The 11,122-nt window shown below is 66.9% G+C and carries 13 protein-coding genes and 1 tRNA gene; 7 read left to right on the top strand and 7 right to left on the bottom strand.

Annotated elements, in window-relative coordinates:
• Positions 1–73: 73 nt before the first annotated feature.
• The 3 genes from H7828_RS06680 to pyrF all read left to right on the top strand — a co-directional run bounded on the left by H7828_RS06680 (position 74) and on the right by pyrF (position 1,745).
• A complete protein-coding gene (locus H7828_RS06680; protein ID WP_226780225.1) occupies positions 74–370 on the top strand; it encodes a hypothetical protein in 297 nt (98 codons plus the stop codon).
• A gap of 322 nt (positions 371–692) precedes the next feature.
• Complete coding sequence (locus tag H7828_RS06675; protein WP_226780224.1) at positions 693–938, top strand: hypothetical protein; 246 nt, start codon at positions 693–695, stop codon at positions 936–938.
• Positions 939–1,016: 78 nt separating this feature from the next.
• Entirely contained in the window at positions 1,017–1,745 is a 729-nt protein-coding gene (gene pyrF / locus H7828_RS06670) for an orotidine-5'-phosphate decarboxylase (RefSeq protein ID WP_226780223.1), read from the top strand.
• Positions 1,746–1,803: 58 nt separating this feature from the next.
• Here pyrF and H7828_RS06665 read toward each other — a convergent pair whose 3' ends face one another.
• From H7828_RS06665 to H7828_RS06655, 3 genes are read right to left on the bottom strand one after another with little or no spacing between them, the layout of a single operon-like run.
• Positions 1,804–2,088 carry an NfeD family protein gene (locus H7828_RS06665; RefSeq protein ID WP_226780222.1) on the bottom strand — a complete coding sequence of 95 codons (285 nt, stop codon included), beginning with the start codon at positions 2,086–2,088 and terminating at the stop codon, positions 1,804–1,806.
• Positions 2,085–2,981: an SPFH domain-containing protein gene (locus H7828_RS06660; RefSeq protein ID WP_226780221.1), complete on the bottom strand. Its 897-nt coding sequence runs from the start codon at positions 2,979–2,981 to the stop codon at positions 2,085–2,087. The genes H7828_RS06665 and H7828_RS06660 overlap by 4 nt, the downstream gene beginning before the upstream one ends.
• 30 nt (positions 2,982–3,011) lie before the next feature.
• Complete coding sequence (locus H7828_RS06655) at positions 3,012–3,467, bottom strand: NUDIX domain-containing protein (RefSeq protein WP_226780220.1); 456 nt, start codon at positions 3,465–3,467, stop codon at positions 3,012–3,014.
• 53 nt (positions 3,468–3,520) lie between these two features.
• On the opposite strand from H7828_RS06655, the gene H7828_RS06650 reads away from it, so the two are divergent.
• Positions 3,521–4,774, top strand: a complete 1,254-nt coding sequence (locus H7828_RS06650) for a DNA polymerase IV (protein ID WP_226780219.1) — start codon at positions 3,521–3,523, stop codon at positions 4,772–4,774.
• A 93-nt stretch (positions 4,775–4,867) separates the two neighbouring features.
• Here the strand turns inward: H7828_RS06650 and H7828_RS06645 are convergent, their stop codons facing one another.
• Positions 4,868–5,731 (bottom strand): N-formylglutamate amidohydrolase, encoded by an 864-nt coding sequence (locus H7828_RS06645; RefSeq protein ID WP_226780218.1) that lies wholly within the window; start codon positions 5,729–5,731, stop codon positions 4,868–4,870.
• A gap of 158 nt (positions 5,732–5,889) precedes the next feature.
• Here H7828_RS06645 and H7828_RS06640 point away from each other — a divergent pair.
• Both H7828_RS06640 and ykgO read left to right on the top strand, forming a co-directional pair.
• Positions 5,890–5,964 (top strand) — tRNA-Val (locus tag H7828_RS06640).
• Positions 5,965–6,032: 68 nt separating this feature from the next.
• On the top strand, positions 6,033–6,158 hold the full coding sequence (ykgO, locus tag H7828_RS06635) for a type B 50S ribosomal protein L36 (protein WP_005850168.1): 126 nt from the start codon (positions 6,033–6,035) through the stop codon (positions 6,156–6,158).
• Positions 6,159–6,225: 67 nt separating this feature from the next.
• Here ykgO and H7828_RS06630 read toward each other — a convergent pair whose 3' ends face one another.
• Entirely contained in the window at positions 6,226–8,379 is a 2,154-nt protein-coding gene (locus tag H7828_RS06630; RefSeq protein WP_226780217.1) for a peptidoglycan-binding domain-containing protein, read from the bottom strand.
• 367 nt (positions 8,380–8,746) lie between these two features.
• Between H7828_RS06630 and H7828_RS06625 the strand changes: the two genes are divergently transcribed.
• Positions 8,747–9,046 carry an SHOCT domain-containing protein gene (locus H7828_RS06625; RefSeq protein ID WP_226780216.1) on the top strand — a complete coding sequence of 100 codons (300 nt, stop codon included), beginning with the start codon at positions 8,747–8,749 and terminating at the stop codon, positions 9,044–9,046.
• A gap of 49 nt (positions 9,047–9,095) precedes the next feature.
• Here the strand turns inward: H7828_RS06625 and H7828_RS06620 are convergent, their stop codons facing one another.
• Together H7828_RS06620 and H7828_RS06615 are read right to left on the bottom strand one after the other, a co-directional pair.
• A complete protein-coding gene (locus H7828_RS06620) occupies positions 9,096–9,722 on the bottom strand; it encodes a hypothetical protein (protein WP_226780215.1) in 627 nt (208 codons plus the stop codon).
• A 170-nt stretch (positions 9,723–9,892) separates the two neighbouring features.
• Positions 9,893–11,080 (bottom strand): hydantoinase/carbamoylase family amidase, encoded by a 1,188-nt coding sequence (locus H7828_RS06615; RefSeq protein ID WP_226780214.1) that lies wholly within the window; start codon positions 11,078–11,080, stop codon positions 9,893–9,895.
• Positions 11,081–11,122: the final 42 nt, after the last annotated feature.

Raw genomic sequence — 11,122 nt, 5'->3', positions numbered from 1 at the left:
AAATGGGAGCGGCCAGCGGCTGTGTCAAGATCGCAACAGGCCTCTCCGGGCCGGGGGAAAGGGGCTTTCGGCCATGACAAGACAGATCCGCATCATCGGAGTCACCATCGACGACTGGCATTTCGAAACCGCGCCGGCCCGGCACAACGCGCGGGTCCAGTTCGAATATGGCACAACCGGCGGGGGCCAGGCCGGCACCACCGACTGCCTCTGCCACAGCAGCCTGCCCGCCGACGCGCCCCTTCCGGCGGTGCGCGATGCCCTGATCCAGAACGCCCTGGGACAGCTGCGCCGCATGCCCGAGGTCTGGCTGGGTGAGGCTGACCTTACCTTGTGCGCTGCGACGGAAAACGTCAGACTGAACGTATAAAGACGGCCGGAACATCACATTTTCGTTCCACCTGTGAAACTTATCCACAGGCTTCCTAGTTATATTCCCAAGCGCGGATGCTGACGCATGCGCAAGACAGGAGCAATGCAATGAAGGCTCAAGGCACGCAGATTAGATCGGTCACATATGACGCCCGCACCCGCCGTTTCGAGGCGGATGTGTCATGGCTCGACATTCGCGGGTCGCAACGGCGCTTTCACGTCTCCGCCCCCGGCACTCCCGATCAGGAACACCAGCGCATTCTGACATCGCTGATCGCGGCTGCCCGCACGCCCCACCGTTTTGCCAAAGGATCGGACAAATGATCGTACTTGAAACACGTATTTCCAACGTCCACCGCAACCGCGATTTCGGCATGGTCGAGGCGCGCGTGACCCTTCTTGCCAAGACCAGAACGGGCCATCCGCCCCACCTGATCTCGGTGCATGCCCATGTTCCGGCCCGGGGCAAGGCGCCGCTGCGCGACCGGCTCGTGGCCGATGGCAAGATGATCGCGGGCCACCTGTCCCGCCTCCCGGGGCAGGAGACGGGCATTATCGCCGCCTGACCCCTTGCATCACGGCGCGGCTTTTCCCAAAAGCGGGGCGGGCCGCGCCTTTGCCGTCCGTTCACCGGGGAACACGCGATGCAAGACACCATGACCGACGACCGCCTGATCGTGGCCCTCGACGTGCCGAACGCCGTCGCAGGCATGGAGATGGTCCAACGGATCGGCCCCGCCGTCTCGTTCTACAAGATCGGTCTGGGGATGCTGACCGGCGGCGGCATGGCCCTCGCTATCGAGCTGAAGGAACAGCATCAGAAGCGGATCTTCCTCGACATGAAGCTGTTCGACATCGGCGCCACCATCGAAAACGCGGTGCGCGGCATCGCGCAGTTCGATCTCGATTTCCTCACCGTCCATGGCGACCCCCATGTCGTGCGGGCCGCGCGCAACGGCGCCGAGGGATCGAACCTGAAGATCCTCGCCGTCACCATCCTCACCTCGCTGGAACGCGATGATCTTGACGCCTGCCTCATGCGCGACGGCTCGGTGTCGCAACTGGTGACCGACCGCGCCGCCGGCGCGTTTCAGGCCGGGGCACACGGTGTCATCGCCTCCCCGCAAGAGGCGCGCGCGATCCGCGCCCTGCCCGAAGCCGACGGCAGGCTGATCGTCACCCCCGGCGTGCGCCCGGCCAACAGCGCCAGCGACGATCAGAAACGCATCGCGACGCCGGCCCAGGCCATGCGCGACGGTGCCGACCACATTGTCGTCGGCCGCCCGGTCTGGCGGGCGGACGATCCCCGCGCCGCCGCCGGCGACATCCTGGCCGAAATGGCATCGCCCCAGGCCCGGCAACCGAACCGCTGACCCCGGCTCTTTCTTGCCTCGAAAACTCCTGCCGGAGGCTCCCCCGTCGGCGACGATCCTAATCGTTGATGTCTTGATCGAACATCTTCACCTGGCCCTCGCGCAGCCCGACAAAGCGGCGCAACGCGATCCAGGCCAGAAGCGACAGGACAGCGAAAACCACCAGCGTCAACGGCAGGCTGCCGCTCAGCCACAGGGCGACCGGCCCGCCCACCAGGAACAGCAGGCCGACGATTCCGGCGCCGATGGCAAAGCCCAGCAGGATGAACCCCGGCAGCAGCATTTCAAGGCACCCAAGCACCAGTGCCGCCACCGCCCATAGCCACCAGTCGGCCCAACTCATGGCTTGCGCCCGAACATCATCTTGAAGGCATCGCCAAAGGCATCCACGGCGTCCGAGGGCAGAACCACCGTCTGCGATCCGGGCTTCTCGGAAATCCGGCCCAGCGCCTCGACCTGCTTCAGCGCCACGTTGTACTGTGCCGCCTCCATCCCGTTCTCGCGGATCGCCTGGGCCACCACCGCCGTGGCATAGGCCTCGGCATCCGCCGAGATGCGCCGCGCCTTGGCCACCTGCTCGGCGGCGTAAAGCTCGGCATCGGCCGACAGTTCGACTGCGCGCTTCTTGCCCTCGGCCTCGGTCACATGGGCGCGACGGGCGCGTTCGGCGTTCAACTGCTGCAACATCGCCTCGCGGGTCGATTGGTCCAGGTTAACGTCCAGCAGTTCGGCGCGCGTCACCTCGATGCCCCAGTCATCCACCGCCGATTCGACCTGCACCTTGATCTTGCCGATCAGCTCGGCGCGGTTGCTCTGCACCTCGTCCAGTTCCATCATCCCGATTTCGGCGCGCACGATCCCGGCCACCACCGTGGCAATGGCGGCGTCCACGTCGCGGATGCGATAGACGGTCTTCTCCGGCTCGAGGATGCGGTAGAATACACTGGTTTCCACCCGCACCAGCACGTTGTCGCGGGTGATCGCGTCCTGTTCGGCATTGGGCAACTGGCGCTCCAGGATCGAAACCTTGTGCGCCACCTTGTCAAGGAAGGGCACGATCAGGTTGATCCCCGGCCCCAGGACCGAACGCAGCCGCCCGAACCGCTCCACCACGAACTTGTCGGATTGCGGCACGATCCGCACCCCCAGCAGGATGCAGAGAACCACGAAAAGGGCCAGCGCGATCAGCGCGAAATTCCCGCCGATCAGGTCGATCAGTACCGTTTCAATATCCATCTCCGCCCCCTGCCCCTCAGGGCCGCCACATCAGCCGCCCTGTTCGATGTCGTCAAGATAGAACCGCAACCGCCCCTGAAGATAGGGCACGGCATCCGAAAGCCGCAGGAACTGTGCCACGCCCATCTGCCGCCAGCGCTGCCCCTCGTTGCCAAGACGGATGCGCCCCACCTGGTCGGGGGTGATATGGGCGGCAAAGAACCACCCCGCCGCCGTCGGATCGTTGGTGGATACGAAGGCACGCCGCCAGATCAGCGCCTCTTCCTCCAGCCGCAGGCCCAGTTCCTCGTGGGTTTCGCGCAAGACGCAATCCACCGGTGTCTCGTCGCCCTCGCGCCCGCCGCCGGGCAGATCCCAAAAGGCCGGATATTCGATATCGGGCCGGTCGTCGCGCAGGATCGAGATCACCTTGTCCCCCGTCAGCAGGGCCAGCTTGGCGCCGGTGAACCGCCCCGGATCGTCTCCCTGAAAAACCTCTGTGGTCAACCTGCCGCTCCTTGCCGTATCATCCTGCATCCCTCTCTCCAGCCGAGCCTCCGATGCCCGCACTTTGCCGCGAATGCCTGACCCGGTTCGAAACCGGCCGTCGCTGCCCCGCCTGCGCAAGCCCGCGCATCGCGGTACATCCCGAACTTTGGGATCTTACCATAGCCCATATGGATTGCGACGCATTCTACGCAAGCGTCGAGAAGCGCGACAACCCCGAACTGCGCGACAAGCCGGTGATCATCGGCGGCGGGCGGCGGGGGGTGGTCTCGACGGCCTGCTACATCGCGCGAATCAAGGGCGTGCGCAGCGCCATGCCCATGTTTCAGGCGCTCAAGCTCTGCCCCGAGGCGGTGGTCGTGCGCGGACGCATGGAGGTCTATGTCAAAGTGTCGCGCCAGATTCGCGCGCTGATGGACGAACTGACCCCGGTGGTCGAACCCCTGTCGCTGGACGAGGCCTTCATGGACCTGACCGGCACCGCCCGCCTGCACGGTGCACCGCCCGCGGTGATGCTGGCCCGGCTGGTGAAGCGGATGAAGGACGAAATCGGCATCACCGGGTCGATCGGGCTGTCGCACAACAAGTTCCTGGCCAAGGTGGCCTCGGACCTCGACAAACCACGCGGCTTTTCGGTGATCGGCCAGGCCGAAACCATGGATTTCCTCCACGACAAGCCGGTGCGCATGATCTGGGGCATCGGCACGGTGTCGCAGACCGCGCTGGAAAAGGCCGGCATCCGCACCTTCGCCGACCTGCTGCGCTGGGACAGGCGCGACCTGACCGCGCGCTTCGGCGGGATGGGCGAACGGCTCTGGCACCTTGCGCGGGGCCAGGATGCCCGGCGCGTGTCGGGCCATACGCCGGTGAAGGGAATCAGCAACGAAACCACCTTCCACGACGACACCGCCGACGGCGATATCCTGGACGGTCACATCTGGCGGCTGGCCGAAAAGGTATCGGGCCGCGCCAAGGCCAAGGGCATCGCCGGGCGTATCGTCACGCTGAAACTGAAACGTGCCAACCACAGCCTGCTGACACGGCGCACCACCCTGCACGATCCCACCCAGACCGCCGACCGGATCTATCGCACCGCCCGCGCGCTCTATGATCCGGTGGCCGGTGAAGGGCCCTTCCGGCTGCTGGGCGTCGGCCTGTCTGAACTGGGCCCCGCCGATACCGCCGTGGGGGCAGGCGACCTTCTCGATCCCGATGCCGAACGCCGCGAAAGGGCCGAACGCGCCGCCGACCAGATTCGCGCCCGCTTCGGCGACAAGGCGATCCTGAAAGGACGCGCCCTGCGCTAAGTCCCGCGCCAGTGCCCTTTGGTCAGATGAGAACCACCATGGTTTCTTCTTTGCAGAAATACTCTCGCGCCGAAGGCGTCCCGCCGCTGCGCGCTATTCCGCCGCCAGCGCATGATCGCGCCGGCCGATCTCCGAGATTTCGGCCACCACCCCGTCGATCACCCGCTTGAAGGCGGCAAAGCCGGGCAGCGGTTCGATCTTCGCCTCGTCCATGTAAAGGGCACGGTCGATCTCGATTTGCACGACATGCTGGCGGCGCAACGGGCGGCCATAGGTCTGCGCGATATAGGCGCCCGCGAAGGGCGCATTACGCGCCACCCGCAGGCCGGCCGAGGCAAAGGCCGCCTCGATCCTCTCGACGACCGCCCCCGAGGCGGCCGCGCCGAACCTGTCGCCCAGCACCACGTCGGGCCGCCCGCCCCGCGTATGGGCCAGCGATTCGACGGCTTCATGGGGCATCGAGTGGCAATCCACCAGGATCGCCTGCCCGAACTCGGCCATGCTTTGCGCCATAAGCCCGTGCAGGGCGTCATGATAGGGGCGCCAGACATCGCGGATCCGCCCCCGCGCATCCTCAAGGCTCAGCTTGCCGCGATAGATCGCGCGCCCGCCCGCCACCACCCGCGGCACCACCCCCAGCCCCGAGGCCACGCGCGGGTTGTGCCCGATGCGGCGCAGGCCCTCGATCAGGGCGGGGTCCAGTTCATCGCTGGCGCGGTTCAGATCGACATAGGCCCGCGGCGCGGTGGCCACCAGAAAGGGCGCGCCCGTCACCGGTGCGAGGTCGAACAGGTGATCGACAAAGGCATCTTCCGAAGACCGCACCGCCTCCCGGTCCAGAATCGTGCGGCGCATCATGTCGCGGGGATAGTCGGCCCCCGAATGCGGCGACGCGAAAACAACGCTGGTATCGCGCCGGCGCGGCATGAAAATCTGGAACGGTTCCTGTTGGTTCATGCCGTTTTGCCCGCCTTTCCCACGATAAAGAGTATAGGGCGAAAAAACTCGTTGCCAAAAGCCCTTGAACCCACCCCCGACTCCTTTTATAGACCGCGCACCGGTACGGGTTTCCCGTGCCTCCGTTTCGTTGAAACGGGCCGGAAACGGGGCCATATGGGTGATTAGCTCAGCGGTAGAGCACTTCGTTGACATCGAAGGGGTCACTGGTTCGATCCCAGTATCGCCCACCATGAATTCGCACCGGGCAACCGGCAAATGCAACTGGCGCGCCAGCGCCGCGATATGAGGGATACGGAACATGAAAGTCCGCAACTCGCTCCGCTCGCTGAAGAACCGCCACCGCGATTGCCGCGTGGTTCGTCGGAAAGGTCGCGTTTACGTGATCAACAAGACACAGCGTCGGTTCAAGGCCCGCCAGGGCTGATCCACGAACGACAAAACGGTTTTGGGGCCACGCGTGAAACACACGCGTGGCCCTTTTCCTTTCCGCCTCAGCGCAGAAGGTTGCGAATCGAATCCTGCAACAGCTGCACCACCATCTGTTCGCTCAGGAAACCCGTGGCCGGCAGGCCGGTGTTGCGCTGATAGTCGGTGATGCCCCTGCGCGTCTGACGGTCGAACTTTCCGTCGACCTTGCCGACGTCATAGCCAAGCGCGGCCAGCCGGTCTTCCGCAGCCCGGCGCAGGGGGCGGCTCAGGCCCAGGGCCGCTTCCTCGGCCCGCGCCTGTTCCCTTTCACTGTCCGTGCCGTTCACCAGCCGCGCCAGGCGCTTCTTCGCCTCGGCGATCCAGTAGCCGTTCGGATAGGCGATCACATAGACACGGTAGGATTCGGGCGTGTTCTGCGCTGCGGCCTTTTCCCAGGCGATCTGTTCGGCCTTCGGCACGTCGATGCCGCTGTCATTCAGAAGCTGGGCGATGGCATCGCGCGCTTCGTTCGCATGAACGCCCTCGGGAAATTCCCTCAGGTAGGCGCGCAGGCCCTCTTCGCTGCCACGCGCACCGGTGCGGCGCCAGTAATCATTGTCGGCCCTCTCGCGCTCTTCCTTCTGGCGACGCGCCTCCTCGGCCTTGCGCGCCTCTTCCCGGCGGGCCTGCTCGGCGCGGCGCTCTTCCTCGCGGCGGGCTTCGGCGGCGCGGTCCTGTTCGATCCGCTCCAGCCGGTTACGCGCCTCGCGTGACCACCGTCCGCGCGGAAACCTCTCGAGGTATCGGCGCAGGGCACGTTCATCCTGACCCGCGCCCAGCCGCTGCCAGAAGGCATCGTCGGCCTGCCGCTCTTCCTCCACGCGACGGGCCTGTTCGATCTCGGCCAGTTGCGCGCGGGCCTGATCCGACCATTGTCCGCGGGCATACCGTTCAAGATAGCGGCGCAGCGCCTCCTCCGTGCGCCCCGACCCAAGCTCGCGCCAGAAGGCATCGTCGCGACGCCGGGCTTCTTCCTGGCGGGCGCGTTCCTCGGCGGCGGCCTGCTCTTGCTTCCGCTTCACCTCGCGGTCCAGCCGGCGCAGTTGCGCGCCGTCCAGATAGCCCGATTGCACCTGCCCCGCCTGTGCCTGCCAGGCGCGGATCGCGCTGCGGGTGCCGGGGCCGAAGATACCGTCGATTCCGCGCGTGTTATAGCCAAGCGCGGTCAGGTCGCGCTGCACCGCCTGGCGCTGGCCACGGCTCAGCGACAGCGCCTCTTCGGCCAGGCGCGCATCGCGGTACGGTTCGTCGCGAATGCCGCGAATCAGGCGCGCGGCTTCGGTGGCATGGGCCCCATCGGGGAAGACATCGACATAGCGGGCATAGCCGCTGGCCGAATCCTCGGTCTGGGCCATGCGCCACAGCGCCTCGTCCGCCCGGGCCAGCGACACTTCGGCCTCCCGTGCGGTAGAACGGGCCTCGGCCGCCGCGCGCTCGGCCCGGTCGGCGCGCCGCCGCTGGCGGTCGGCATCGTCCAGGGCATCGCGCAGCGCGCCATCGTCGCTCTCGCGATCCCCGTCGCTCAGAAAACTGTGCCCCTCGGGCAGGAACCCCGACAGGCGCAACGATCCGCCCTCCACCGCATCCAGCGGCGCCCCCGGCACGGCAAGCACCCGGCGCACCAAGTTGGCAACCGGCAGCGGCGCCCCCTGAACCAGCGTGACCCCCTGGGGCACATCCAGCGGCCCGATGCCATCCTGCAGGAACGGCCCCCTCTCGCCCCTGCGCCCGTCTTCGGCCAGCACAAGAACCGCCTCGCCCGGTGCGGTCGACAGGATTTGAAGAACCGAGGAGATCGACAGGGATTGCGCGGCAAGGCCGGTCAGGCCGGGCCGGTCGTCATCGACGGGCAGGAAGAAGGTGTCGTTTCCGCCCTGCACGAACTGCCCCGCCAGCACCACCAGCAACCCATCGGCCGAGGGCGCCATCTGTTCGAACTGGCCCAAAAGGCCCCTCAGATCGGCCAGGGTCGCGTCCTCGCCCTGAACCACCGTCACCGCATTGTCGCGCAGCGCCTTGGCGGCGTTCACCACCTCGTCGGCCCCTGTCACCGGCGCCGCGCCGCGATAGTCGCGGTTGCCGATCACCAGCGCGATATCCTCGGCCCATGAAGGGGTGCCCAAGGCTCCGATCAGCAGGGCCATGATGCCCCCCTTGGCAAACAATGATCTCGTCATCTCAACGGTCCTTCTCCAAGCCCGGTCGGTGTCGCGCTGCCCTGTCAACTTGGGAAGCGATCAGGACAGGCGCGCCATTCACAGTCCCACGAAGCCTCGGCGCCAGCGGGCTGTCATGCAACAACCACCCGTGGTTATCCGATAGCAATCCGGCCACCCGCGCAATCCCGGTGACATTGCCCCAACGCCCGAGGCCTGCGGCGTGGTTCCGGGCGGGCGGGCCTCGTGGCGCAGGGCGACACGGGGTCGCACGACCGGATCAACGGGCAAGACACTGTTAACCATGGGATATTTTGACAACGGGTTGCCGCCTTTGTGCCGCGATTGCCGGCCAATCTGGCGCAGGATCAACCGCAAAGGCCAGGCCATGCCCCTCGTCAAGGAAATCGAAGCGCTCTCGCGGCTGCGGGCCGAAGGCATCCTGAGCGAGGCCGAGTTCACCGCCGCCAAACAGGCCATCCTCGACGAGGTGCCCGAGGCCGAACAGCCCGCCCGCCGCTCTGCCCGGCGCGACGCATTGGTGCTTTTGCTGGCCTGCCTGCTGCCCCCGGCGCTGGCATCGGCCATCGTCTTTGCGCTTGGCATTCCTGCCATGTTGTCGCTGACCCTGGGAATAACGATCCTGGCCGCCATCCTCATCGCCCGCTTCCGCGAGAGTGAGGGATAGGCCCCGCCACGGGGCGCCATGGTCACATGCGCCCCCATGGCCAGCCTCTTCAACTCATCGGCCCGGCGCAGATCCCACCCTCCAGCGCAGGGGTGCGCGTCGGATAGTTCAGCCGCATGATGGCGGCACCGGGCCGGGCCAACGAGAATTCCACCAGAAACCGCCGCCCGTCATGACCACAACCGATATAGGGCCCCGCCGGCAGGCTCACATAACCCTCGGCGGGGTACAGACGATGGCTTGCCCGCTGGCGCATGACCCACAGCCGGTGCGCCCTGTCGATGTCGCCGGTTCGATGCGGCACGTCCGGCGCGCTTGCGCAGAAGGCATGGGCCGGTGCGTCCCCCACCCGCAGCGCCGCCGGATCGCTGCCATGGTACCGGCGGCCCACCCAATCGGCCGCCCCCACACGCACCGTCACGGCGCCGATGCCCCGGCCTTCGGGCAGGGCAAAGATCATCTCGTCGCTCTCGCAGACCGGATCGCCGTTGCACGGCCCGGCGGGCGTGGTGGCTGGCCAGCCGTCGAACACGGCGCGGCTTCCGCTTTCCGCATAGCCAAGGCAACCTTCGGCCATGGCGATCCAGCCCTCGCTCAGCGCCGCATCCGCCCCGCGCGCGGCCTGTGGCACCGCCGTGACCGCCCAAAGGCCCGCCAGGATCAAGCAGCGCGCCACCGCCCATCCGGCGGCGGGGAATCGCAGCCACCCAGCCATAACTCTTCGGTTGATATTGCCCATCCCCGGCCCTCCGGCCCCGGCGCGGGGCCTGTCCCCGGTATCGTGGCAGGAAATTCTCAGGCGTCAAATTGTTCCGCAGGCGCGGCCCAGGAAAGACAGGCCCGCCGTCACGACACCAGTTTCCGCGCCGCCCCGGTCAGAACACGCAGGCCGGTGGCCAGGTCGGCTTCGTCGGTATCCTCGGCAAAGTCGTGGCTGAGCCCACCGATCGACGGCACGAAAAGCATGGCCACCGGAAGGACACGCGCCACGTTCGTCGCATCGTGAAGCGCACCCGAAGGCATCCGGCGCCATTTCCCCGGCACCACCTCTTCGGCCGCCTGGGCCAGCGCATCGGCCAGCCGCCCGTCCATCGCCACGGGATCAAGGCCCAGCATCTCGCCAAAGCTGCATTGCAACCCCCGCTCGTCCGCGACCTTTCGGGCCGTGTCGCGCACCACCTGTTCCATTCGGTGCAGCCGTCCCTTGTCGCCATCCCGCCACTGCATCGAGAAGGTGACGCGCCCCGGGACGATGGCGCTGGCATTGGGGTGCACCGAGACATGGCCGATGGTCCACACGGTCTGGGGTGTCACCACATTGCGCAGCGCGTCGTTCAGGGCGGTGCTGAAGGCCGCCAGCCCCTGAAACGCATCCTGGCGCAGGGCCATGGGGGTGGTGCCTGCATGGTTCTGCTGACCGGTGAAGGTGATCAGCATGTCGCGGATACCCACGATATCGCTGACAACGCCGACCACGTCTTCGCAACTGTCCAGAACCGGCCCCTGTTCGATGTGCATCTCGACATAGCCGGTAAAGCGGTCAGGGCGCACCGGTTCGCCGGCCCGTTCGGCCAGGGCCCTGCGGGCCACGCCCAGGGTGATGCCGTCGTCGTCGCTCAGGCGGTCGGCCTCGTCCTGGGGGGTGCCGCCCGACCAGACCTCGCTGCCGGTGCAGACCCCGAAACGGCCTTCCTCATCCTGGAAGCTGACCACCGAAACCCCGGGCACGCAGCGCGCGACCTCAAGTGCCGCGATCACGCCAAGGGCGCCGTCCAGCCAGCCGCCCTCGGGCTGGGTGTCGCTGTGGCTGCCCAAAAGGGGGCCGGGCCGGTCGGACAGGCCAAAAAGGTTGCCCATGGAATCGAACACCGGTGTCAGCCCCGCCTCGGCCATCCGCCCCGCCAGCCAATCGCGCGAGGCGAGGTCGGCGTCGCTGTAGGCCGGGCGCATCACGCCCTTGCCGATCCCGCTGGCGCCAAAGCTGCGCAGCTTGTGAAGATCGGCGAGGAAACGTTCGGTGTCAGGCTCGGTCATCGTGGCTCCTTCCGGGTGGTTTGCGGCCTGCTTAGCATGTTC

The sequence above is a fragment of the Oceaniglobus trochenteri genome, from assembly GCF_020529025.1.
Classification (GTDB): domain Bacteria; phylum Pseudomonadota; class Alphaproteobacteria; order Rhodobacterales; family Rhodobacteraceae; genus Oceaniglobus; species Oceaniglobus trochenteri.
The sequence above is the reverse complement of the archived record's forward strand: the minus strand, read 5'-3'. Positions and strand labels throughout refer to the sequence as shown.

Excerpts from the sequence above, each read along its gene's own strand:
- H7828_RS06680 (WP_226780225.1), top strand. The coding sequence starts at position 74 with ATGACAAGACAGATCCGCATCATCGGAGTCACCATCGACGACTGGCAT.
- H7828_RS06675 (WP_226780224.1), top strand. The coding sequence starts at position 693 with ATGATCGTACTTGAAACACGTATTTCCAACGTCCACCGCAACCGCGAT.
- pyrF (WP_226780223.1), top strand. The coding sequence starts at position 1,017 with ATGCAAGACACCATGACCGACGACCGCCTGATCGTGGCCCTCGACGTG.
- H7828_RS06665 (WP_226780222.1), bottom strand. The coding sequence starts at position 2,088 with ATGAGTTGGGCCGACTGGTGGCTATGGGCGGTGGCGGCACTGGTGCTT.
- H7828_RS06660 (WP_226780221.1), bottom strand. The coding sequence starts at position 2,981 with ATGGATATTGAAACGGTACTGATCGACCTGATCGGCGGGAATTTCGCG.
- H7828_RS06650 (WP_226780219.1), top strand. The coding sequence starts at position 3,521 with ATGCCCGCACTTTGCCGCGAATGCCTGACCCGGTTCGAAACCGGCCGT.
- H7828_RS06645 (WP_226780218.1), bottom strand. The coding sequence starts at position 5,731 with ATGAACCAACAGGAACCGTTCCAGATTTTCATGCCGCGCCGGCGCGAT.
- ykgO (WP_005850168.1), top strand. The coding sequence starts at position 6,033 with ATGAAAGTCCGCAACTCGCTCCGCTCGCTGAAGAACCGCCACCGCGAT.
- H7828_RS06630 (WP_226780217.1), bottom strand. The coding sequence starts at position 8,379 with ATGACGAGATCATTGTTTGCCAAGGGGGGCATCATGGCCCTGCTGATC.
- H7828_RS06625 (WP_226780216.1), top strand. The coding sequence starts at position 8,747 with ATGCCCCTCGTCAAGGAAATCGAAGCGCTCTCGCGGCTGCGGGCCGAA.
- H7828_RS06615 (WP_226780214.1), bottom strand. The coding sequence starts at position 11,080 with ATGACCGAGCCTGACACCGAACGTTTCCTCGCCGATCTTCACAAGCTG.